The organism is Nocardia sp. NPDC127579, assembly GCF_042672005.1.
Classification (GTDB): Bacteria; Actinomycetota; Actinomycetes; order Mycobacteriales; family Mycobacteriaceae; genus Nocardia.
Genome location: NZ_JBHXVZ010000008.1, coordinates 286,633 through 309,810 on the forward strand (window position 1 = coordinate 286,633; position 23,178 = coordinate 309,810).

Genomic DNA, 23,178 nt, shown 5'->3' on the forward strand with positions numbered 1-23,178 from the left:
CCAGCTTCACCACCACTGCGTGATCCCGCCGATCTGGCGACCGAGTTCGGGCGCGAGCGTGCGCGCGTAGCTGGCGGAGATGTGGTGTTCGTCCCGGTAGACCAGGATGTTGCCCTCGGCGGCCAAGCACCGGTCGGGCCGGCAGATGGCGTCGGTGAGATCCAGCGGAAAGATGTTGGTGTGCGCGGCGGCCGGTTCGGCGGCCGGATTCTGCGGGTTCAGCGCGGCCGCGCGATCGATACCGCAACTGTAGGCATTCCCGCGGTGTGCCAGGCAGTCCAGCGCGCGATAGGTGACGCCGTCGCGGCGCGGCCACGGCGTGTCACGGATGGCGAGCGCGTTCAGGTTGCGCTCGGAGAGCGCGGTCCAGACATCGAGGTATTCGGGCGGGACGGTGTCGCCGATATCGGTGCGCGGCCGGGTCGCGGTGAGGAACACCCAGTCCGGGCGCTGCTGGGCGAGCCGATCCAGCACGTCGACCGACCATTCGCGGCACTCCGGGAACGGCGCCTCGGCGTAGGAGGGTTCGTCGACGAGCGTGAGCGGGCAACCTTCCTTGAGGTAGGTCAGGATCCGGAAGCCGTGCTGGCCCGCGAGCACCTCGAGCGTCGGCAGCCAGTGCTCGGAATGCGAGCCGCCGACCAAAGCGATGGTGCGCGTGGCGTTCTCGGCACCGTAGACGCAGACCCGCACTTCCCGGTTCGGCGTGATGCAGCCGTCGGAGGTCGGGCGCGGCGCGTCGCGCTGCGCCTCGAAGACGGTCGGCCGCATCCGCTCCGGCTCGGCCACGGCTCCAGCGAAAAGTACCGCGGCTCCGGGATATTGGACCGAATCGAGCGCGGTCGGCGGATCCGCCGGATTGGCCAGCAGCACCGCCTGCCAGCACAGCGCCGCGACGAGCACCCCGACTCCGGCCGCAGCGGTGACCAGCCCGACGCCCCGGCGATAGCGTGTGCCCTCGGTATCGCCGCGGCGACGCAGCGGCGATTCGACGAACCGCTCGGTCAGGTAGGCCAGCGTCAGGGAGACCGCGAGGACGAGCAGCCCGCCCGCGACTCCCGGGGACGCCTTTCCGTGTTCGGCCAGATAGAAGATCAGCACCGGCCAGTGCCACAGATACAGCGCGTAGGCGAGCCCGCCCAACCGGACCAGCAGCGGCGCGGCCAGCAGCCGGTTCACCCCGGGGGCCGAACCCGTTCCGGAGATGATCAGCGCGCACGCGGCCAGCACCGGGAACAGCGCCGCGGGCCCGGGGAACCGGGACGCGCCATCGATCAGCAGCCCGCACGAGACCACCATGACCAGACCGACGCCCGCCAGCACCGCTCGCACACTCCGCGGCAGCCGGATCCACGGCGCCGCCACGGCCAGTGCCGCGCCGGCCAGCAGCTCCCAGGCCCGCGCGCCGCTGTCGTAGTAGGTCCACGCCTGATGCTGCGCCGTCCCCTCGGCCGCGTACCAGAACGACACCGTACCGGCCCCGATCAGGCCCGCCAGCAACCACATTCGGCGTCCGGAACGCCGCGCCCACAGCACGACGACCAGCAGGATCACCACATAGAACTGCGCCTGCACCGCCATCGACCACAGGTGCTGGAGCGGGCTCACCGACGGATCCGGCGCCAGGTAGTCCAGTTCCGCACCGGCCAGATACCAATTCTGGTAGTAGAACACCGAAGCCAGGCTCTGCGCGGAGATGTCACCCCACTGCGTGTAGGGCCGCACGATCACCGTCGCACACAGCACCACCACCAGGACCGTGACGAGCGCGGGCAGCAGCCGTCGTCCGGTGCGCCGCAGCGTCGTCCTGATCTCGCTGCGCCGCAACAGCATTCCGGTGAAGAAGAAGCCGGACAGCACCAGGAACACGTCCACGCCGCCGGAGACCCGGCCCATCCAGATGTGGAACACCACCACCAGCGCGATGGCCAGACCGCGCAGACCGTCCAGGTCGCGTCGATAGTCCGGTGCCGCACGCGATTCGGAGACGCGCTCCGCCCGGCGCGGACTGCGCGGCATCACCATGGGTGCCCGCGGTCCGAGCTCCAGATCGCTTCTCTTCGCGTGAGCACCGACCAACTCCTCATGCCAACCGGGCCCCGACCCGCATTCCGGGCAGGGTTTCGACCAACTTCCGAGCGCGCTACTTCGAACCGATGCTTACGATAGCTTCAGAGTTGCCGATGCGCGGGTAGGAGCCCGATGCTCGCGACCGAAGTGGTATCGGACCACTGGTGGCAATTAGGAGTTATGTCCGATTTCGAGTAGCGGCCGATCCGCCGCTACCTCGGATGCAGAAAGTGTGCTCAGAGCCTGCGCGCCTTGCGCAGACGCGCTTCCAAACCGTCGAGCACACAGATCAGCCCGAAATCGAAGGCCATGGCGCGGGCCACGTCGGGATCCATGCATATCTGATCCCGGTATTCGGCCAGCATTTCGGGGTAGCCGGCGGCGAGCTGATCCATCTGCTCGTCGATTCCCACCTTGGCGTCCAACTGATCGGCGCCGTAGGCCTTGCTGAAGGCGATATCCGGGATGACCTGGCCGAGCACATAACACATGACGGTGCCGCTGGCCAGATAGATGTCGATCCCGGAGAACCCGGCCTGCACGAAGGACCGGCGCAATCGGTCGGTGATCCGGAAGGCATTGGGCCCCATGCTCGGAATCCGGCCGATCAGATCAGTGGACCATGGGTGCGCGTACATCGTCTCGCGCAGGTTGTAGCCGAAGGTGGTGAGCACCTCGCGCCAGGACGCGTCCTCGGGTTCCGGCGTGTCGACCATGCCCCAGAACTCGTCGAGCACCAGTTCGTGCAGCTGATCCTTGTTGGCGACATACCAGTACAGGCTGGTCGCGCCCGCGCCGAGTTTCGCGCCCAGCTTGCGCATGCTCAGCGCCTGCGTGCCTTCCGCGTCGAGAATCTCGACCGCTGCTTGGACGATCTGCGCGCGCCCGAGCCCGCCCGTCTTCGCCGGGCGCGGTTCGCGGATGAAAACCGACGAGAACTGTTTGCTCACGACCACGATCCTATAGTGACTCGCACAGTGTTCCAGTTTCGTCGTACAGTGTTCCAGTGGAATCGAACACTGTACGAGATCCCCGCCGCTGGTGGGTTCTCGGCGTTCTCTGTCTGTCCCTACTCGTTCTGATGATCGACGGCACCGTCCTGAACCTGGCCATCCCCTCGATGATTCGGGAACTCGGCGCCGGTCCCTCCGACATCCAGTGGATCCTCGACGCCTACGTCCTGGTGTTCGCCGGTCTGCTGCTCACCGCCGGCAGCCTCTCCGACCGCTACGGCCGCCGCAGGATGCTGATCATCGGCCTGACCCTGTTCGGCCTCGCCTCCCTCGGCGCCGTCCTGGCCACCGAGCCGTGGCAGGTCGTGGGAGCCCGCGCGGCGATGGGCGTCGGCGGCGCACTGCTCATGCCCTCCACTCTGTCCATCCTCATGACCACCTTCGACGAAGACGAACGCCGCACCGCCATGGCCGCCTGGTCGACGGTGTCGATGGTCGGCATCGTCCTCGGGCCCACCCTGGGCGGCTTCCTGTTGCAGCACTACTGGTGGGGTTCGGTGTTCCTGCTGAACATTCCGGTCGCGATCCTCGCGATCGCCGCCGCGTATGTGCTCATGCCCGAGACCCACGGTGACCAGCGGCCCGTCGACCCGGTCGGTGTCGTGCTGTCGATCGTCGCGCTGACCTCCACGATCTGGGTGATCATCGAACGCGAATGGAACCTGCCGGTGATCGCGCTCGCCGTCGTCGCGGCGGCCGGCTTCCTGTTCTGGGAGACCCGCAGCGACCATCCGATGCTGCCGCTCGGAGTGTTCCGCAGCCGCGACTTCAGCGGCACCGCAGCCACCCTGTTGCTCATGGTGTTCGGCATGGGCGCGGTCATGCTGATGCTCACCCAGTACCTGCAATTCGTACTCGGCTACAGCCCCATGAAAGCCGGTCTGGCCCTGCTGCCGTACGCGGTGGCGGCCGCCGTCTGCAATGGTCTCGGCGCGACCCTCGGCAAGAAGCTCAGCAACAAGACACTGATCGTCACGGGCCTGGTGGTCATGTCGGGCGCGTTCGCGATCCTCGCCGTGGGCGAGAGCTACGTGCTGATCCTGCTGAGCATGCTGGTCATGGGCGTCGGCGGCGGCCTCGCCGGCCCGGCCGCCTACGCCTCCATCATGAACGCCATCCCGCTCGAGCACGCGGGCGTCGGCTCGGCCATGAACGACACCCTGCAGCAGGTCGGCATGGCCATCTCGATCGCCCTGCTGGGCAGCGTGCTGGCCAGCGTCTTCACCGACAACATGCCGGCCGATGTACCCGAGGCCGCCCGCGAATCCATCGGCGGCGCTTTCCAGCTCGGTTTCATCGACCCCGCCAAGGAGGCGTTCACCACGGCCATGTCCTACGGCGCGTGGATCAGCGCGGGCTTCAGCCTCGCCGCTGCCGTCCTGGGTCTCGTACTGCTGCGGACCAAGCCGAACCCGGCCGTCGACCTGGACAAAGCGGAGGCGCCGGCGCCACTGTGAAAAGCGAAGCGGCCCCTTCCGATCGGATCGGAAGGGGCCGCGCCACGCCACGCGTGGGTGCCGTCGCGGCACTGACCTGGCACGTATTCTCGGGCCATGTCCGGGGTCACGCGGTTTCGTGTGGGATTGATCGTCGGCCTGGCCGCCGGTGTGCTCACCTGGGTGCTGTCCGGCCGGTGGCCACTGGGACTGCTCGTCACGATCATCGCCGCGGCTGTTTTCAGTGTCGGATGGTCGGTGCGGGTACTGCTGCCCAAGGACGCCGAGGCCACCCGTGCGCACGCCAGCGTCGCCGATGTCGACGACGAGGTCGGCGATGTGGTGTTGGTCCTCATCCTGATCGGCAGCCTCACGAGCATCGGAATCCTGCTGCTTTCCAGCACCGATCGGAACAAGTCGCTCTACGCCGGGCTCGCGATGACGGCGGTGCTCGCCGCATGGGCGCTGCTGCACACCATGTACACCGCCCGGTACGCGCGGATCTACTACCAGACACCGCAGGGCGGTATCGATTTCAATTCCGACACGCCCCCGCGCTACGCGGACTTCTTCTACTTCTCGTTCAACCTCGGGATGACCTATCAGGTGTCCGACACCGGTGTGTCCGACACCGGGTTGCGCGCCGAGGTACTCAAGCACTGTCTGTTCAGCTACATCTACGGCACGGTGATCATCGCGTGCAGCATCAATCTCGTGCTCGGACTGGTCGGATGAATCAGCCGCCCTGGTGGATGAAGGCCGCCCAGCGGGTGGGCAGGCTCGGATAGCGGTCGCGCAGTCGCCGGATGGCGGCGTTGACGGCGTGCGCGCTGAGCTCGGTGCGCACCGGCCGGCCGGCCGCGGTGAGATGAGCGTAGAAATCGGTCGCGACCGCGGTGGCCGCGGCGTCGTTGACCCGCCACAGGGTGGCGATCACATGGCGGTAGCCGGCCGCGTTGACCGCGCCCGCGAGATGGATGGCCTCGTCGACCAGGGCCGGTGTGGTGCGGGCGGTCGCACACGCCGACAGATAGGCCAGATCCGCACCGGCCAGATCGAGTCGCGACAGTGCGCGGATGGTGAACGGCCGGCTGTCGTCGTCGACCAGGACGAGCCGGCTCAGCGCCGGATTCTGCGGATCGGACCAGCCGTGGCAGGCGAAATGCGCGATCGGATGCGCGAGCAGCGCGGTCGCGACGGCGGCGTGGGTTGCCTCGATCTGGTTCAGCCGCACCGGATTCGGCAGCAGACCGGCAACGGTCTCGGCTTCCTCGTAGGCTCCCGGGATCGGATCACCCGCCACGTCCGGCACGGCGATGACGACCGACGACCCGGGCGGCGCGATCCGCCGCGCCCGCGTGTGCTCGAGCGTGCGGATGGTCGTGAGATAGGAGGACACGCAGCGATCGACGGCCGAGCGCCGATCGGCCGAATCATGATGTCCCGCGGCATGAATCGGCAGGAAGGCGAGCACTCCGACGGGACACCACCAGACTCGCGGTGCCGAATCGGCCGCGCCGAGCGTGTCGAGGACGGGCCCGGCCAGCACATCCCAGAGCCACCGCAGATGTTCGAGCAGGGCCAGCTGACCGGCCCGCCGCCCCGCGACCGGGCCCTCGGCCGCGTCGAGCGCCGCCCACAATGCTTCGACCTGGCCGAATACGGCGTGTCCCGCGAGGCCGGGCAACCGGATACTGCGCACCGGGCGGTCGGGGCGGTGCTCGAGTACCAGCGCGCCACCGTGGGTCGAGCCGGCGTACACCAGCACGATCGGGCCGTGGGCGGCTTGCGCGCGCAGTCGGTCGATACCGGGTGGTCGCAGGAAATCGGCGAATCCGGGCCGGGACCTGACCTCGTCGAGCAGGATCGTCCACTGGGCCGCCACCGATTGATGCGAGTGTTCGATACCCACCGCGGGCCGATAGTCGACACCGTGCCCGAACTCCGCGCCGCCGACCGTCGAGGTATCCAGATCCAGTGCGCACCTGCGCAATTCGTCGAAGCGGTCGGCGAGATCGGGGTACGCTGCGCGCAGGGCCGTGACATCACTGCGCACCTCGAGGGTCTCACCGAGCAGCAATCCACGGGTCTGCTCCAGCAGTTCGACGGCTCGGCCCGGTTGCCCCGCGAGTACCGCCGCCTCGGCGAGCTCACTGGCCAGACCGGCCATTCGCGCCAGGCTCACCTGACGGTGCTCACGGGGGACGCTGCGCGGCGCGTACAGCGGCAGCAGCTCGACCACCAGCTCGTACGCCCGCAACGCCGCCTGTGAATCGCCCGCCCGCAGCTCCACCTGTCCCAGGGCGCGCAATGCCAGAATCCGGTTCCCGACATCGGAATTCGGCGATTCCGCGGCGGTGGTGAACGCCGCGCGGGCGTCCGCGAGCAAGGACGGTCGTTCCACGAAGGTGTACAGCTTGAACGCGGCGGCGCCGATATTACGCTGGATGGTCGACCGCGTGGGATGGTCGGCGGGTGCCGCGGCCAGCGCGGCACGGGCGAGCCGCAGCATCTCCTCCACCAGCGCGGGTTCGGGTCGATACAGGTCCGCGGTCTCGAGCAGGTTCGCGTAGTTCGTCAGGTACAGCGCCTGCATCGGGTGGTCGATCGGGGCGGCCGCCACGGCGGTGCGCGCGGCCTGGATCGCCTCGTCGAGCAGCGCCGGCTGCACGGTCTGCCGGAACAACGTGCCCAGGGCCAGTGCGTGATTGGAGTGGCGCAGGGCCCACTCGGGGTCCTCGGAGGTGAGGGCGTCGATGGTCGACCGGCCGATCCGCACCGCCTCCCGCAGCGCGTCCTGGTCGCCGGTGGATTCGAAGTCGCGCAGGCACGCGCTGGCGAGCGCGCCCAGGACCACGGGGCGATTCGGGTGGTCGTCGTCGATCCGCTCGACCGCCATCCGCGCGCACCGCACCGCTTCGACCGCCGGCGCGGACTCACCGCTCTGCGTCGATGACAAGGTCAGCGCCACAGCGAGATTGGCCAAGGTCGTCGGGTAGTTGTAGTCGTCCTCCGGGCGAGCGGCCACGGCGGAGCGCGCGACCAGCACGAACTCCTCGCGCAGTGCCGCGTCGACCGTTCGCTCGCACGAGTGCATCAGGGCGCTGCTCAAAGCGATCAGATAGTCGGCGCGATCGACATGACCGGCCGGGGTGGCGGCAACCACGGCCCGCAACTCGCGCAGCGCCTCGTCCAGGAGCGTGGTGTCGCGGGTCCGCAGGTAGTTGCGGATCAGTGCTTCGCCGAGCTGAGACCGGAAGTATCCTCGCTTGGGATGATCGGACGGCGTCGCCGTCACCGCGTCCCGGAACGCGGCGAGCGACTGCGCCTCGAGATCCGGGCTGTTCTCCCGTTCCGCCAGATAGCGCAGCGTGAGCGCGAGCGAATGCTGCACGAGGTTGCGATAGGGGTGGCCATCGGGCGCGGCCTCGACCGCCGCGCGCAGCATCCGCGAACCTGTCGCCCGCGAATCCGGTTCGTCGTGCAGACTCTCCCAGACGATCAGCAGATTCCCGGCGGTGGCGAGGACCCGGGGCCGGTCCGGGGCGTCGGCCGGCAGGGCGTCGGCCGCGCCGCACAGGGCCGCGATCGCCGCGGCGACGTGACCGGGGGTGTCGTCGCAGAGCGCGAGCCGCTGCCTGGCCATGCCCAGATTGGCGAGCAGCCGTCCCCGCGCCACCGCGTTCTCCGCGTACAGCGCGGGCGCCGATTCGAGGAGCGCGACCACCTCGTGCAGATGGTCGATCTCGGCGGCCTTGTCGAACAGCATCAGCAGTGTGTCCGAGAGGTTCAGCCAGGCAGCCCATTCGAACGCGGCCCGCTCGGGCGGCACGACATCCACGGCCTCCCGCAACACAGTCCGCGCTTCCCGCAGATCCGCGAGGTCGCCGTGCGATTCGAACCGGCTACGCAGTGCCGCACCGTGGTTGGCCAGATACGCCGTGCGCTCAGGGTGCTCGGCCGGCACCTGGCGAGCCGCAGACGCCGAGGCCCGCACCGCCTGCTCGAGCGTGGCCGGATCGCCGTCGCGCTCGAATCGCAGCCGCAGGCACACACCCAGCCCGGACAGAAACGGAACGCTCTCGATACCACCGGCTCGAGATCCGGCGTGGAAGGCCGCGATCGCCTCGTCCAGGCAGTCCGGGTCGGTGTGCTGCGCGGCCAGTAGCAGCGCGTTGCCGAGCCGCAGCGCGAGCACGTACCGGCGTGGATAGTCGACCGGGGCGTCCCGCGCGGCGGCGCGCAGCGTGGTGAGCGCGGCGCGCAATGCCGAGCCTTCACCCGTCCGGTGGTAGAGCCGGCCGTGCAGATCGGCGAGCACGAGCATTCGGTCGGTGTTGCGCACCGGATCGGGAATCGGGGTCGCCGAACCGAATTCGAGGTGTTCGATCGCTTCCCGCAGCAGCGGGACGGTCTCGGTGTGTTCGAGCATGGTCAGCAGCGAGACGACGAGATTGCCGCTGACGATCCGGATGGCGTAGTCGTCGTCGTTGGGTGCCGCGACAGCCTGGCGGCCCAGTCGGACGGCCTCGCTCAGATCCTCGGTGTCGGCGCGCGCTCGGGCCCGGGTCTGTAGGAAGTATCCGAGATCGTTCGTCGCCAGCGTATGCGCGGTGGTACCGGGTGCCAAGGCCGCGCAGGCGGCCCGGGCAATGGTTATCGCGGTGTCCAGGCTGGTCGGGTCGGCGGTCGCGTCGTGCACCGCGTGCAGTACACCCGCGTAGTTGATGGCGCAGTGTGGATGGAGCGGGCTGGCGGCGTCGACGCTCCGATAGGCGATTCCGGTGTGGGTCAACGCTTCCCGCAGGGTTTCGGGGTCGTGATCCACCAGATGCCGATAGCGCAGCGCCAGCCCCAGACTCGAACGGTCGAGCTGATACTCGTCGTCGTGGACCGGCCGGGTGGTCAGCGCACGCAGAGACTCGATCGCGCGCGCCAATACCTGCCGGTCGCCGGAATTCCGGTACTCCGTGAGCAATTCGTGCGCCGCGAATCGGTGAGCCGCCCCATCGTCCAGATCAGCGGTCACCGTTCCACCCGCAGATGCGCATCCGATGCCAGCGGTATCCCCCGGGAGCGCCGCCCGGAATAGATCGTCAACGCCGCGGCGGCATCTCGAAAGTGACGGCCGGCCACATCGGTGTCGCCACGGCGCTCGGCCAGCAGTGCGAGGTTGGCCCGGGCGATCCATACCCCGTCGTCGGTGACCTGCTCGTACCACCGCCGCGCGGAATCGCCGTCGCCGCGCAGCTCGAGCAGCCGGGCCAGATTGTGTACGGCCGCACCGCTGTTCGCCTCGGCGGCCCGGCGATACCACTGCTCGGCCTGGTCGAGATCGTCCTGGCCCTCGAGCACACACCCCAGGGCGAACATCGCCTCGGCTCGGCCAGAGGCAGCGGCCCGGGTGAACCACTCCGCCGCGGCGGCGTCACCCCGTGCGTGCAGGAGCGTGCCCACCGTGAGCATGGCCGCGGTATCGCCCGCGTCGGCGGCCAGCCGGTGCCGGTTCTCGTCGTCCGGGCCGATCTCGGTGGTCGGGTCGAGTGCCACGGTGCGGGCGAAGGGAACCGAGTGCTCGCCGGGCTCGGCACGGCGCAGCAGCCGCTCGGCTTCATGGGCTGCGGCGTGGACGCCCGCCTCGGCCGCTGCCTGGAAACAGCGCAATGCCGCTTCCGTATCCCCCTGTGCTGCTCGTAGTCGGCCCAGGTGGAATACCGCGGTGGCGCTGCCGAGGTCGGACGCGTATCGGTAGACCTCCTCGGCCGGTTCGAGATACGTGGTATCCAGCCGTCGACGCGACCGGCGAGGCGGCGGGAGCGGGGGCTGCCACGGCTCGGCATGCGTCGCGATCACCGTCACGCCGCTGCCGTCCTCGTCGGTCAGCGCCATCGTCGCGATCACCACGAGGGCGATCGTGCCGACGATTCCCACCGTCCCCAGCCCGGCGACTCCGGTGACCAGCGCCGCGCCGAAGACCGCGACGAGCGCGATCGACCACACGCCACAGAACCACAGGAATCGATCCGAGCGCACCTGCCGCAGGAGATGCCGGGCGACACCGGGCGGCAACTGCGCGAGTACCCGGCCCGCCACGGTGAGCCGCGCAATGCTCGAGCACGTCCCGTAGCCGGACCCGGCGAGCAGCGCAGTGGCGGCGAACACGTCGCCGGCGCTCGCCGCACTCAGCCCGAGCCCGAACATCCACCACAACCCCGGCAGGAACGGAATTCGCCACGCCGCCTTGCGGATCGTCCTGGTCGCGAGCAGTCGAACCGGTGGGCCCAGCGCTGGATCGGTGGCGACCGCGACAGCCAGACCGCGCCACCCGTACAGCACGAGCGCGGGACTCCGTACCAGGTACTCGCTCGTCTCCGGGTAGCGGAACCGATAGCCACCGCCGGCCGCACGCAACAACGCCGCCTCCCGCGCCCAACGCAGAAAAGCATTGTGCCGCACCGGCAGCCAGACCCCACTGCCGCGCCGCGTGAGCAGCACCAGCCCGATCTGGTTCCAGCCGAGATTCGCGGCGTAGCCCACCGCGCTCGTCGCGACGCCGAAGAAGAGCCAGACGAACGCGAAGAAGATCCCCGCGGCCGATCCCCCAGGCGTGGCCAGCAGGCTCGCGACGTGCAGCACGGCCAGGCCGGCCAGGAACAGGTGGGCGGGCCAGACCAGCAGGTCGGCGGTGGCCAGGATGCCGGATCGGTGCTCGGCCACGTCATCGGAGGTCGTGTCCGCCAACCGCAGGGCCTGCACGACGAGCACGGTGGCGACGAGCACCGCCAGTGTCGGCACAGCCCAGGGGCGATGACTGCCGATCTGCCCGAAGAGCAGGACCGCGCCGATCAGCACCAGCCACCAGCCGATCAGCCGGCGCCGGCCGCGCGGCGATCGCAGGCTGCGGATCAGCCCGGCGGCCTGGGGTTGCGGCGCGGCTCCGTACCCCCAGCCCGCGAGGCCGACCGCCACCGCCAGGCCCGCGGAAACCGCGGCGACCCAGCCGATTCCGGGCCGCTCACCGAATCCGAGGTACCACCACGCGCCGGCGGCGACCGGGAGACCACAGACGGTGGTGAGCACCAAGGTCAGCGCCCGGACCGCCCGCGCACCGGGCAGCCGCCACAGCTCGTGCGGCACCAGCGCGGTCTCGGACCGTGCGGCATGGGCGGCCAGCGTGCTCATCGCCGAGCGCAGGTCCGCCGCAGTGTAGGACACCCCGCCGCGCCGCTCCAGCGCGAGCTGCAGGTGCAGGTCCACGAGGTGTTCCTCGACGCGGTCGATCGCCAGGAGATCGGCCGGGTCGCGCAGGTACTCGTCGCGACCGTCGCGTGTCGCGCGCTGGTCGTAGCCGATCCTGGCCGTGGCCAGTCGCCACGGTGCCGAAAGAGACTGCGCCACTGCGGTGTCCGCGCTTCTCGAAGCAGCGATGACCGCCGACCAGCGATGACGGTCCAGTGTGGCCGCGGTCAGATAGTCGGCCGCCGACGAGGCGGTCAGCGGACACACGCGCACACGCGCATACCGCCGAAGCGGCCACGCCGTCGATGCCGCCGCGTACTCCTCGTCCCGGCAGGTCACCACGACCGCCGTACGACACTCGACGGTACGCTCCAGAAAGGCGTCACAGGCGCGCAGGACGCGTGCGGATCGAGATTCCGGACTTCCGTGCGCGGCACTGTCTTCCGCTTCATCCAGCCCATCCAGCACGGGCAGCACCAGACGGGCGCGCACCAACGTTCCGGCCGCCCGGCGGCTCAGACCGTACCGCTGGTGGATTCGATCCACGAGCCACCGCGACACCAGCTCCGCCGTGCACTTCGACCCGGCGGGCACCCGCAGGTCGGCCACGGGCAACACGACCGGCACCGGCGCTTCGCGCAGCGGACGATCGAGCAGATGCAGCACCAGCCGCAGCGCCAGCACCGTCTTGCCCGAACCGCCCGGTCCGGTGACGACGACCCGATTGCCGTCACGTTGTTGCAGGAGCGCGGCAATCTCCTCGAGCGCAACGGGTTCCCGCCGCGGCGCCGCGTCCGGCCGCTCCAGCAGTTCCAGCGGAGTGTCCATCAGGCGCTCGAAGTCGTCGCGGAGCAGCGCTCGCAAGGCCGCCCGCTCGATATCGGCGACCGCGCGCCGCAGCTCGACCGCCAGCTCCATCGCCGCCCGCTGCGGGCGGTTGGCCGACCAATCGTCGCTCACGGTACTCACTCCGACCACGGGGTCCGCCGAATGTCCTCCGGCAGATCATCGAATTCCAGCAACCGCAGCTGCGCCACCGTCGGCTCCGCCAGCGCGGCCACGCGCACGGCCAGGCGCTCCCGGGTGTGCTCGAAGAGGGTGCGGGCATCGCGGGCATTGCCACCGTGGCCGACGGCCTGCTGCCGCCGGAAGTACTCGTGCAGTGTGTCGAGCGCGCCTTTCGTCCATTCGTAGTCACCGGCCTCAGCGAACAGGCCGAGGATCGCCAGCAGCTCGTCGGGCTGGTAGGCGGGGAACTCGATGGTCCGCGAGAAACGAGACCGCAGACCGGGATTCGAGTCCAGGAAGGTGCTCATCTCACTGGAGTAACCGGCCGCGATCACCACGGCCTGGTGGCGGTGCTCCTCCATCAGGCGGACCAGTTCGTCGATGGCCTCCTGCCCGTAGTCCGAGCCCATGCCGAACTTTCGGCTCAGCGCGTACGCCTCGTCGATGAACAGCACGCCGCCGCGCGCCCGCTCGAATACGGCCCGGGTCTTGGGTGCGCTGTGGCCGAGGTACTGCCCGACCAGGTCGCTGCGCGGCGCCTCCACCAGGTGGCCGCGGTCGAGCACGTTCAGCTCGGCCAGGATGCGGCCGTAAAGTCGTGCCACCGTGGACTTTCCGGTACCGGGCGGCCCGCTGAAGACCAGGTGCCCGTTGACCGGCACCACCGGCAATCCGAGGGTCTGACGCTGGGTGGCGTGCCGGAGGAGTCCGATCTGCGTCCGCACCTGCTGTTTGACCGGACCGAGCCCGATCATCCGATCCAGCTCCGACAGTGCCGCGATCCCGCCGAGCCGGTCGTCGGTCAGCGCCGACGACGGCCGGTATACCGAGGTCGGCAGATCATCGACGGTCAGCGTGCGCAATTGCTCACGGCTCGGCCCGGCGATACCGGCCAGCCGTTGTGCCTGCCGCTGGACAGCCTGTTCGAACAAGGTGCGCGCCACACGGCCATTGCCCGCCTCACCCATCTGGCCGCGGCGCCGGAAATAGTCGGCCAGCCGCACGATGGCCGGGTCGGACCAGCGGTATTCGGCTCGGGCGGCGAGCCCGTCGAGGATGGCCGACATCTCGTCCGGGCGGAACGGCGGAAAGTCGATGATCCGGGCGAAGCGCGAACGCAGCCCGGGATGCGCCTCCAGGAATTCGTGCATCTGCGCCGGATGTCCCGCGCAGATCACCACCAGGCGATCGCGGTACCGCTCCATCAGCCGAACCAGTTCGTCGACGGCCTCCTGACTGAAGTCGGTGACATAGGTGGTGCGCCGGTTCAGGGCGTCCGCCTCATCGATGAACAGCACACCGTCCAGCGCCCGTTCGACCGCCTGCCGGGTGCGCAGGGCGGTCGCACCCACGTGATCGGCGACCAGGTCACTGCGTCCGACCTCGACCAGATGCCCCCGGCCCAGGGTGCCGAGCGCCGCGAGGACCCGCCCGTACACGGCGGCCACCGTGGTCTTGCCGGTGCCCGGCGGACCACAGAAAACCATGTGGCGCATGCGCGAAGCCACCGGAAGCCCGGCGGCGGTGCGCTGCCGGGCATTGCGGATCGATCCGACCTCGGAGCGCAATTCCCGCTTGATCGCGGTCAGACCGACCAGCTGATCGAGCTCGTCCCATTCCGGGAGTTCGTCGAGATTGTCGCGAATCGGCTCCGCCGCAGCAGGTTCGGACGCAGCGACAGCTGTAGCAGATTCGCACGGCGCGGATGTTCCAGCAGGCACCGGCGGAGCTGCCGGGCCGGCGGATCCGGGTAGTGCGACCGCGTTCTCGATCAGCACGATGCCGTTGCCGACGATCTCCGACTCGGCGTTCCCGTGTACCTCGCAGCGGGTCAGCCGGCCCGCGACCGCGCCCGAGATCCGGATTCCCGTCGCCGCTCCCTCCAGCACCCGGCTGTCACCGATCTCCAGGTGCGCGTCGCCCGCGGCCTCGATGCCGGTTCCGCCCGCGCCGCTGACCTCGAGTCCGGTGGCGGCCAGCCGGGCGTGCTCACCGACCGAGAGCGCGGTACCGGAACTGCGCTCGGCGACGAAATTCCGCAGGCGGCACGAACTTCGGCCGGATTGCCGCAGCGCGGCGGCACCGCCGAGCACCGCGCTGTCCTCGATCGTGAGCACCGCGTCATCGGCCACGATGATGGCAACATCGCCGGGATCGCGCGCGGTGAGATCACGCACCGTGGCGAGCGCGTCGTATTGCGCGGACAGCCCGCGCGGACTGTCTCGCACGTCGATTCCCGACAGTTCCGCGTCACTCCCCTTGCGCAGGTCGACGGCGACATCCGCCATGGCCCGAAACACCGTATCGGTGACGGTGGCCTTGGCGGCATCGACCAGCAGCCCGGCCCGGGCGGTGAGTACCCGGCACTGCGTCACCTGTGCGATCGCACCCGAATCCACATGCACCCCGACCCCGCCGGGCGCGGTGATCGTGCAGTCCGCGAGGTCGGCGACGGCACCGTCACCGAGCCGAATCCCGTACTCCGCGCAACGATCCAGGGTGACGCGGTGCGCGTCGATCTGCGATCCGCTCGAGCGGATCCCGATGCTCGCGCCGCTGATCCGGACACCCGAGAGCTCGGCGCGCGCACCCTCGATGACCAGCACGGCGGTCGCCGCGGCCGCGTCGAACTCCGAATCCTCGATCGTGGCCCGCGCCGACCGCAGGACGACACCGGCGGTGCGCGTACCGGACACTCGCGAACGAACCACTCGCAGTACCGAATCCGCCGAGGCGACGATTCCGGCGCTCGCCGTCCCGCTCAGCACGGAGCGCGTGGCGGTCAGCTCTGCTCCAGCGAGATGGATTGCGCCACTGTCGATTCGGCAGTCCGAACAGCTGAGTACGGTCCCCGGCGCGGCGCTGACGGCCCGGGCGCCGCCGACTGCCCGCAGGTCGGAATCGACGAAGGATGCCGAACCGGACTCGACGACCACGACCGGCTGTTCTTCTTTCGTGGTCAGTATCAGGCCCCGCACCACGACCGCACCCGCCACCGACAGCGCCGACCCGTGCCGCGCGGACACCGTGACCACGGCCTGGGGCGCGGCGGCCAACTCCACCGTCCCGGTCACGGTGAGCGATTCGGCATAGGTGCCCGCGTCGATCAGGACCCGGGCGGGTTCGGTGATCGCCGCCAGCGCGTCGGCGATGCTGCGGTGCGCGCCCGGAGCGGTCGGGCTGACCCGGACGACGATCGGCTCCCCCGCCGCGCCGCCGGGTGCGCCGACTCGCGATACACGCCTGTTCACCAGCACTCCCCCCGCCGTGATGTCTCCCCACCATCAATACAACGGCGACGCCGCCCCGGCAACCAAGACCGTCAAGGTTTGTCCCGCAGATACGGCGAGTCGTCGATTCCGCCGCGTTTCGCCAGCAATTCGTCCACCCGGCCGGATCCGGCCGTCCGGGCGAACTCGATCGCCGCGTCCAGCGCGCGGAGCCGCCCCGACCGGTCGTAGGCCGCCTCGAACGCGGCTACCACTTCGGCCACGGCATCCGCATCGGCGAGGGCCGGCAACTCGTGCGCCATCCGCGCGCACTCCGCCAGCGCCGCATCATCTTCCGCACGCTCGAGCAGCATGGCCCAGGCTGCCCACAACTGCGCGGCGATCAGCGGCGGCCCGAAATCGGCGGCGTCCGCGCCGATCCGCGCCTGGTGGCCCAGGTCGATGGCCTCGCGCAGACCGGCGGTGTCGCCGGTGTGTGCGGCCAGTCGCATCAGCACCGTGGCCATGGCGCTGAGCACCATCCAGCGACTCTCGGGCGCCGGGTCGTCGATCCGTGTGCGAGCCCGGGCCACCGCGGCGGTGACGGCGGTCAGGTCGGCGGCGGTCGAGGTGTCGCCGATCCGGTCCACGGTTCCGAGCAGGCGGAGCACCTCCAGTAGATCGTCGCGCTCGGCACCGTCCGCGGCGGACGTGAGTACCTCGCCGAGGACCTGCGCCAGTTCCGGCCCCGGGGTCGCCGAGTCGCGGTCCATACTCGCGATCATCAGCACCAGGGCGCGAAACATGCTGACCTGCGGTCGTTCCGGGTCCTCGGGCGTGACGGCTGCCACCACCTCGGCGCTCACCGCCAGCATGTCGTCCAGCATGTCGACGGGCGGAGGTTCGGTCGCCAGGTACAGCGAGGTGAGCGCCAGACCGTAGACGTGCAGGAAGTAGGTACGCACTGGTGAGTCACCGAGTTCGCTTGCCGCCGTGGCCCGTCCGATGCCGACGGCCTCGGCCAGCGCCGAATCGCCACCCACGCGTACCAGGTTCTCCATGAGCAGGGTGTTGTATTCGACCGAGGCTCCACCCGACTCGGTCGCGGCGGCCCGGGCATACCGGAGCGCCTGGGCCACCACCTCGGCAGTCTCGGTATGTGTCGCCAGCACACCGAGATTCAGCGCCACTTCGGCGTTGTACTGCGCGTGCAGCAGGTTGCCCGCGGGCAGTGCGGCCACCGCGTCGCTGCCGTAGAGCACGGCGTGCTCGAGCGCCACGGGGTTGCGGTTGTGCTCGTAGATCCGTCGCATGATGCCGGCGTGGTCGTACAGGATCCCGGCGCGGATGCAATGATCGGAAGGCAAGTCCGACAACAGATTCCGCAGGATCTCACTCGCTTCGCGCAGCAGGGGCAGCTCGGCCGCCAGCTCGTAGAGCTCCATCAGGTCGTGCACGAGCAGGCAACGCTGCGCGGTGGAATCGGCGCCCTCGGGCGTCTGTTCCAGCGTGATCCGATCGATCTCGACGGCCGTGCGCAGACCTTCCACGTCACCGATCACACGCAGCAGCCGATGCTGCACCTGCCGGAACGTGAACTGATATCCGTACCGGCGCGGGTCATCGGTTCCGGCGCCGAGCACGGCGTCGAGCGCACAGCCGACCGCTTCCTCCAACACGTCGCGCTCGCCGCAGTGGTAGTACTTCATCGCCAGCGCCGAGGCCAGCGCATGGGAACGCGCCGCCCGATCCCCCGCCGTCTCGCCGCGCAGCAGCTCGATCGCGGCATCCAGCACCTCCGGATCGGCACTGCGGCGGTACTCCTCGACCAGCCCTCCCGCATGCTCACCACCGGGCGATTCGACCGTCATACCCCACCTTCCCCTCGAACCACCTTTGTACGCAGCCGCTTTCCGAACCTCGCGCCCGGGCCCATGACATCGATGGCGCGAACATCGACGGCTGTGGCGCGCGAGCGCGTTCTGCGAGTCTGGGATGGCAGGGCACATCGTGCAACCAAGGAGAATCTGATGATCGACTCGGTACGCAGAACCGCATTCGTATCGACCGGACTGTGCGCGCTCATGCTCGGGGCCGCGCCGTTGGCCCAGGCCCAGCCGGACGAGGGCTCGCCCGAGAACGGCAAGGCCGCGGGACCGCCCGCGTCCACCGCCGACACCCAGCCCGGTGAGCTGGGCATCCAGCGGGAGGTGAAGATCTCGGTCGAGAACCTCGGAAACTTCACCGGCACAGTCTATTTCGCCCCGCCGGGACCCAATCACGGCGGCTTCGTCTTCAACGGCACCACACACGACACCTCGAACAACGACGACGAGGTGTATCTGGAGGTCGCCGTCGAGGGCTACTCCCCCAACGAATTCCGCAATCCCGTCGACAAGGACAAGAACTGGAACCAGGTCGTGTGGGACTACCAGGCCGTCCATACCGACAATGCGCGGATGCGGATCTGCAACTCCGACTTCGCCTGGGACACGTGCAGCGACTGGCAGAGCTTCAAGCGCTGATCGCCGCGCTCATGCCGGCCGGGTGAAAACCCGGCTCAGCAAGGCGTGCAAACGATCTCGGTCCTGTTCGCTCAAACGAGCCAGCCCCTCCCGGGTGGTCAGCATCTTCGCGCGGATCGCGTCGGCGACGCGCTCGCCGTCGGGCGTGATGACCAGGTGGGTGACGCGCCGGTCCGAGGGGCTGGTTTCGCGGCGTACGAACTCGCGCTTCTCCAGCCGATTGATGATGCCGGTGATGTTGGAGGCGTCGCAGGCCATGGTGTCGGCGAGCGCGCGCATGGCGACCGGCCCCCGCCGCAGCACCGTCAGCGTCTTGGCTTGGCTCGCCGTCAGGTTCTCGCTCGCGGCGGCTGCGGTGAAGTCACCGTAGTAGACGCCGAGCGATACCGAGAGCATCTCCATGAGCTGGGGAACACCGACGTGAGCAGCCTCTGCCATGGGTCCACCCTATCCGCAGAAACTTGACGATCTCAAATAAATACCTCTAGCGTGTGGCCATTGCTTGAAGTTCTCAACCTTCGGCATCGCCGAGTAGCCACGAGGAGTCCCTGTGATCGTCACCGCGTCCGACCGCACGGCCGAGGTCCTGTCCCGGCCCGTCACGGTGAACGGCCTGACCGTCCCGAACCGCATCGTGATGGCGCCGATGACGCGCATGTTCTCGCCCGGCGGCATTCCGGGCGAGGACGTGCGGTCCTACTACGCCCGCCGCGCCGCCGCGGGGGTCGGCCTGATCGTCACCGAGGGCACCTACGTCGGACACGAATCCGCCGGACAGAGCGACCGGGTACCGCGGTTCCACGGCGAGGAGCAGCTCGCCGGATGGGCGCGGGTCGCCGCGGATGTGCACGCGGCCGGCGGCCGAATCGTGCCGCAGCTGTGGCATATCGGCATGGTGCGCAATCAGGGTGACCAGCCCTTCCCCGACGCTCCCGCCCTCGGGCCGTCCGGCATCCGCGTCGACGGCGCCGAGGGCAGTGGCCAGGCGATGACACAGCGCGACCTCGACGATGTCATCGGCGCGTTCGCCCAGGCCGCCGTCGACGCCGAGCGCATCGGCTTCGACGGCGTCGAATTACACGGCGCGCACGGCTATCTGCTCGACCAGTTCCTGTGGGCGCGCACCAACCGGCGCACCGACGGCTACGGCGGCGACGCCGTGGCCCGCACCCGTTTCGCGGCCGAGATCGTGGCCGCGATCCGGGCCGTCGTCTCGCCCGAATTCCCGGTGATCTTCCGCTATTCGCAGTGGAAGCAGGAGGCCTACGACGCCCGCCTCGCCGACACCCCGCAGGAACTGGAAGCCGTGCTGGCTCCGCTGGTCGCCGCGGGCGTCGACGCTTTCCACGCCTCCACCCGCCGCTACTGGCTCCCCGAATTCGACGATTCGGACCTGAATCTCGCGGGCTGGACCAAGAAACTCACCGGCAAGCCCACCATCACCGTCGGTTCGGTCGGCCTCGACGGCGATTTCCTGCACGCCTTCACCGGCAAGGGCGCCGACCTCGGCAGCCTCGACAACCTGCTCGACCGGATGGAACGCGACGAATTCGACCTGGTCGCCGTCGGCCGCGCCCTGCTCCAGGACCCCGAATGGGCCGCCAAGGTCCTCACCGGCCGCACCGCCGAACTCCAGCCGTTCGACGCCGCGGCCCAGCGCACGCTGAGTTAGCGTCGCCCTAGGCCCCGATGCCGCACGGCCGGGCCCCGACCCGGCCGTCGAGCCAGGCGTCGATGTCGTCCAGCGCGGCCTGCGCCAGCGAGGTCGGGTGCCCGGTGAATCCGTGCGGGGCCTCGGGGTAGATCCGCAGGTCGACGTCTACGTCGGAACCGGACAGACGGGCGGGCCATGGCCAGGTTGTCGTGCAGCAGGACGTCGGATTCGCCGACGATCGTCGCCAGCGTCGAACCGGACTCGACGGCGCCGGCGCCGGGGCGGCGGCCCGGTACTCGCGCAACTCCGCCACACCGTTCGGACCCCTTCCGGCCGTACGGTTTTCATAGAAGGCGCGTGACCGCTCCGCGAGCGCGCGCAGGCGGGGGTCGATCAGATCTGCCAGTCCGAGTCGCATGGACACCCACCCTACGGTGGTCCCCGACCGCCAGCGGGTCGTCCGCGATCGGGGCCCCGCACCTCCTACAGTGACGCTGTGGCCGAACCGGAAGGTAATGCGCGCACGATCGAACCGGGTGTGGTGGCCGGCATGCTCGAGGAGGTCTACGCAGCCTGCCGCGCCGATCTCTCCGGTACGCCCGCGGACTACATCCCCGAACTCGCGGCGGTCGAACCCGACGCGTTCGGGTTGTGCCTGGCCACCGCCGACGGGCTGATCTACAGCGTCGGCGACACCGGCACCGGGTTCACCATCCAGTCCATCTCCAAACCGTTCACCTACGCACTCGCCTTGGCGGACAACGGGATCGACGGTGTGGCCGCGCACATCGACGTCGAGCCGTCCGGTGAACCGTTCAACGAGATCAGCCTGGAACCCGATACCCAGCGGCCCAGCAATCCGATGATCAATTCCGGCGCGATCACCGCCGCCTCGCTGGTCCACGGCCGCGACGCCGCCGAGAAGTTCGATCGGGTGCGGCGCTGCTACTCCCGTTTCGCCGGGCGCGACCTGCGGTTGGACCAGGCCGTGTACGAATCCGAGGCGCGCACCGGGTTCCGCAATCGGGCGATCGGGTACATGCTGCGCTCGGTCGACATCATCGACGTCGACCCCGACGACGTGGTGGACCGCTACTTCCGGCAGTGCTCGATCGAGGTCACCTGTACCGATCTCGCGGTCATGGCGGCCACGCTCGCCGACAACGGCGTCAACCCGAGAACCGGTGAGCGTGCGCTGTCGTCCGCGCTGACCGAGCGGGTGCTCAGCGTCATGACCACCTGCGGCATGTACAACGCGGCGGGCGACTGGGTGACCACGGTCGGCCTGCCCGCCAAGAGCGGTGTGGGCGGCGGGATCATCGCCGTGCTGCCGGGCCAGCTCGGGATCTCGGTGTACTCACCGCGACTGGACTCGCACGGCAACAGCGTGCGCGGCGTGGCGGCCTGCCGGGAACTGTCGCGGCGGCTGGAATTGCATTTCTGCCATGTCACCCGGTCGGCGCGCACCGCGATCCGCGCCGACTATTCGGTGGCCCGGGTACCGTCGCGGCGGCGGCGCGGGCCCGGCGACGCCGCGATTCTGAACGCGCACGGCGAGCGCGCCCGAGTGTACGAACTCCACGGTGACCTGCTGTTCTCCGGCGCCGAACGGGCGGTGCGGGCCATCGAGGGCAATGTCGACGGGCTCGATGCGCTGGTGATCGATCTGCGCCGGGTCGGCGAGGTGAGTGCGATCGCCCGCGAGATGCTCGAGGATCTGCGGGCCCGGCTCGCCGCCCGCGATACCCGGGTCGCGCTCGTCGATCCGGACGCCAAGCTCGGGCACGCGACCTCGAGCCTGGATCCCCGGGATCCGCGCGGCCGCGTGTTCATCGACCGCGACACCGCGACCGAATGGTGCGAGGACATCATCCTGGACCGGCACCATCGCGCCGGCACGCCCGAACACACCGCGCTCGAACTGACCGAACATCCGCTGCTCGCCGGGCTGGCCGACACGGAGCAGGCGAAGCTGGCGGCGGAATTCCAGATCCGGACCATCGCCCGCGGCGAGGTGATCGCCGACCGCGGCGCCCGGCGCTCCGGCCTGTATCTGATCCTGGCCGGACGCGTCCGGATGACGATTCTCGGCGCGGACGGACGCATGCACCGCCTCGTCACCCTGTCCGAGGGCATGTCGTTCGGCGAGATCCCGATGCTGCTCGACGAAACCTTCGTCAACCAGGTGGTCGCCGAGACCCAGGTGCGGGTGGCCGTGCTGCCGCCCGCGGTCTTCGACCGGCTCGCCGACGACCACCCCCGCCTGAAATTGGCTCTGCTGCAACGACTCGCGGCGGGCGCCTACGCGCAGATGGACGCCACGGTCCGCACACTGTCGAACAACACCGACAGCTATTAGCCGCTGCCGAGGAAGATCCGCCGCACTGAGCAAGAACTGACTACGAAGGAGGATCCATGTCCGCGTCACTGTCCGCGGGGCTGATCGAATTGGGTTCGGCCGCACTGGTGCTGGCCGACGAGGTCACCAGCATCGCCGCCAATGTCGTCTACATCCTCAGCGTGTTCGGACTCCTGTGATCGACTCGACGAACGGAGCTGCCGTGAAAACCCGTGCACACACTCTGCTTTCGGCCTTGGCGCTGCTGACCGTCTTGCCGGTCGGCGCCGCCCACGCCCAACCCGACGTCGCGCCTGCCTGCACGGTGCCCGCCGATCCCACCGGGCAGATGCTGATCCTGTGGGGAAATGTCGCCGCCGTTCCCTCCGGAATCCGCGGCGACAATCTCACCCTGGTCCACTTCACCGGCCCCGGCACCTACCGTTTCTCGGTCGCGGGCGTCAGCGGATGGAGCGAGGCCACCTACACCCGGGAGGACCCCGCACCCGGTACCGCGCTGCTGCGCAGCGTAGACCGCACCGCGCCCGAACCCATCGACTTCACCATCACACTGACCTGCCGCACCGACACCACCGGCGACTACCAGTACACGACACCGTCGATGCCCGAGCCGATGGACTCCGACGCGCCCACCGTCTACCGGTTCGCACCGCTGGCCAACTGAA

General features: G+C 69.4%; 15 protein-coding genes. 7 read left to right on the forward strand and 8 right to left on the reverse strand.

Translation table 11 applies throughout. The annotated features are described in order from the left end of the window. Positions 1 to 6 precede the first annotated feature (6 nt). A complete protein-coding gene (locus tag ACFVMC_RS26430; protein WP_379214553.1) occupies positions 7 to 2,025 on the reverse strand; it encodes an acyltransferase family protein in 2,019 nt (672 codons plus the stop codon). Between the two features lie 281 nt (positions 2,026 to 2,306). Next, a complete protein-coding gene (locus ACFVMC_RS26435; protein ID WP_379214555.1) occupies positions 2,307 to 3,020 on the reverse strand; it encodes a TetR/AcrR family transcriptional regulator C-terminal domain-containing protein in 714 nt (237 codons plus the stop codon). Positions 3,021 to 3,076: 56 nt separating this feature from the next. Here ACFVMC_RS26435 and ACFVMC_RS26440 point away from each other — a divergent pair, with 56 nt between their 5' ends. Beyond that, positions 3,077 to 4,540: an MFS transporter gene (locus ACFVMC_RS26440; protein ID WP_379214556.1), complete on the forward strand. Its 1,464-nt coding sequence runs from the start codon at positions 3,077 to 3,079 to the stop codon at positions 4,538 to 4,540. A gap of 96 nt (positions 4,541 to 4,636) precedes the next feature. Then, on the forward strand, positions 4,637 to 5,254 hold the full coding sequence (locus ACFVMC_RS26445; protein ID WP_379214558.1) for a DUF1345 domain-containing protein: 618 nt from the start codon (positions 4,637 to 4,639) through the stop codon (positions 5,252 to 5,254). Position 5,255: 1 nt separating this feature from the next. Here the strand turns inward: ACFVMC_RS26445 and ACFVMC_RS26450 are convergent, their stop codons facing one another. From ACFVMC_RS26450 to ACFVMC_RS26465, 4 genes are all read right to left on the reverse strand, one after another. After that, positions 5,256 to 9,548 (reverse strand): CHAT domain-containing protein, encoded by a 4,293-nt coding sequence (locus ACFVMC_RS26450; protein ID WP_379214560.1) that lies wholly within the window; start codon positions 9,546 to 9,548, stop codon positions 5,256 to 5,258. Beyond that, positions 9,545 to 12,718 carry an NACHT domain-containing protein gene (locus tag ACFVMC_RS26455; RefSeq protein ID WP_379214561.1) on the reverse strand — a complete coding sequence of 1,058 codons (3,174 nt, stop codon included), beginning with the start codon at positions 12,716 to 12,718 and terminating at the stop codon, positions 9,545 to 9,547. Before ACFVMC_RS26455 ends, ACFVMC_RS26450 begins: the two co-directional genes overlap by 4 nt. A 5-nt stretch (positions 12,719 to 12,723) precedes the next feature. Further along, positions 12,724 to 16,017 carry an AAA family ATPase gene (locus ACFVMC_RS26460; RefSeq protein WP_379214563.1) on the reverse strand — a complete coding sequence of 1,098 codons (3,294 nt, stop codon included), beginning with the start codon at positions 16,015 to 16,017 and terminating at the stop codon, positions 12,724 to 12,726. A 71-nt stretch (positions 16,018 to 16,088) separates the two neighbouring features. Next, positions 16,089 to 17,846: a hypothetical protein gene (locus ACFVMC_RS26465; protein ID WP_379214565.1), complete on the reverse strand. Its 1,758-nt coding sequence runs from the start codon at positions 17,844 to 17,846 to the stop codon at positions 16,089 to 16,091. Between the two features lie 159 nt (positions 17,847 to 18,005). Between ACFVMC_RS26465 and ACFVMC_RS26470 the strand changes: the two genes are divergently transcribed. Next, positions 18,006 to 18,500 carry a hypothetical protein gene (locus ACFVMC_RS26470; protein WP_379214566.1) on the forward strand — a complete coding sequence of 165 codons (495 nt, stop codon included), beginning with the start codon at positions 18,006 to 18,008 and terminating at the stop codon, positions 18,498 to 18,500. A gap of 9 nt (positions 18,501 to 18,509) precedes the next feature. On the opposite strand, the gene ACFVMC_RS26475 is transcribed toward ACFVMC_RS26470, so the two are convergent. Then, the gene (locus ACFVMC_RS26475; RefSeq protein WP_379214568.1) at positions 18,510 to 18,938 is read right to left on the reverse strand and encodes a MarR family winged helix-turn-helix transcriptional regulator; all 429 of its coding nucleotides are present in this window, start codon (positions 18,936 to 18,938) and stop codon (positions 18,510 to 18,512) included. Positions 18,939 to 19,050: 112 nt separating this feature from the next. Here ACFVMC_RS26475 and ACFVMC_RS26480 point away from each other — a divergent pair, with 112 nt between their 5' ends. Then, positions 19,051 to 20,172: an NADH:flavin oxidoreductase gene (locus tag ACFVMC_RS26480; RefSeq protein ID WP_379214570.1), complete on the forward strand. Its 1,122-nt coding sequence runs from the start codon at positions 19,051 to 19,053 to the stop codon at positions 20,170 to 20,172. 7 nt (positions 20,173 to 20,179) lie between these two features. Here ACFVMC_RS26480 and ACFVMC_RS26485 read toward each other — a convergent pair whose 3' ends face one another. Continuing rightward, positions 20,180 to 20,572 carry a hypothetical protein gene (locus ACFVMC_RS26485; RefSeq protein WP_379214572.1) on the reverse strand — a complete coding sequence of 131 codons (393 nt, stop codon included), beginning with the start codon at positions 20,570 to 20,572 and terminating at the stop codon, positions 20,180 to 20,182. A gap of 132 nt (positions 20,573 to 20,704) precedes the next feature. On the opposite strand from ACFVMC_RS26485, the gene glsA reads away from it, so the two are divergent. Genes glsA through ACFVMC_RS26500 form a run of 3 tightly spaced genes read left to right on the forward strand, consistent with a single transcriptional unit; the run spans position 20,705 to position 23,177 of the window. Then, the gene (glsA, locus tag ACFVMC_RS26490; RefSeq protein ID WP_379214736.1) at positions 20,705 to 22,513 is read left to right on the forward strand and encodes a glutaminase A; all 1,809 of its coding nucleotides are present in this window, start codon (positions 20,705 to 20,707) and stop codon (positions 22,511 to 22,513) included. 56 nt (positions 22,514 to 22,569) lie between these two features. Continuing rightward, the gene (locus ACFVMC_RS26495) at positions 22,570 to 22,692 is read left to right on the forward strand and encodes a hypothetical protein (protein WP_379214574.1); all 123 of its coding nucleotides are present in this window, start codon (positions 22,570 to 22,572) and stop codon (positions 22,690 to 22,692) included. A 23-nt stretch (positions 22,693 to 22,715) separates the two neighbouring features. Continuing rightward, positions 22,716 to 23,177 carry a hypothetical protein gene (locus ACFVMC_RS26500; protein WP_379214576.1) on the forward strand — a complete coding sequence of 154 codons (462 nt, stop codon included), beginning with the start codon at positions 22,716 to 22,718 and terminating at the stop codon, positions 23,175 to 23,177. Position 23,178 lies beyond the last annotated feature (1 nt).

Coding starts and splice junctions, on each gene's coding strand:
- ACFVMC_RS26445 (WP_379214558.1), top strand. CDS start 4,637: ATGTCCGGGGTCACGCGGTTTCGTGTGGGATTGATCGTCGGCCTGGCC.
- ACFVMC_RS26470 (WP_379214566.1), top strand. CDS start 18,006: ATGATCGACTCGGTACGCAGAACCGCATTCGTATCGACCGGACTGTGC.
- ACFVMC_RS26465 (WP_379214565.1), bottom strand. CDS start 17,846: ATGACGGTCGAATCGCCCGGTGGTGAGCATGCGGGAGGGCTGGTCGAG.
- ACFVMC_RS26430 (WP_379214553.1), bottom strand. CDS start 2,025: ATGGTGATGCCGCGCAGTCCGCGCCGGGCGGAGCGCGTCTCCGAATCG.
- ACFVMC_RS26495 (WP_379214574.1), top strand. CDS start 22,570: ATGTCCGCGTCACTGTCCGCGGGGCTGATCGAATTGGGTTCGGCCGCA.
- ACFVMC_RS26475 (WP_379214568.1), bottom strand. CDS start 18,938: ATGGCAGAGGCTGCTCACGTCGGTGTTCCCCAGCTCATGGAGATGCTC.
- glsA (WP_379214736.1), top strand. CDS start 20,705: ATGCTCGAGGAGGTCTACGCAGCCTGCCGCGCCGATCTCTCCGGTACG.
- ACFVMC_RS26485 (WP_379214572.1), bottom strand. CDS start 20,572: ATGCGACTCGGACTGGCAGATCTGATCGACCCCCGCCTGCGCGCGCTC.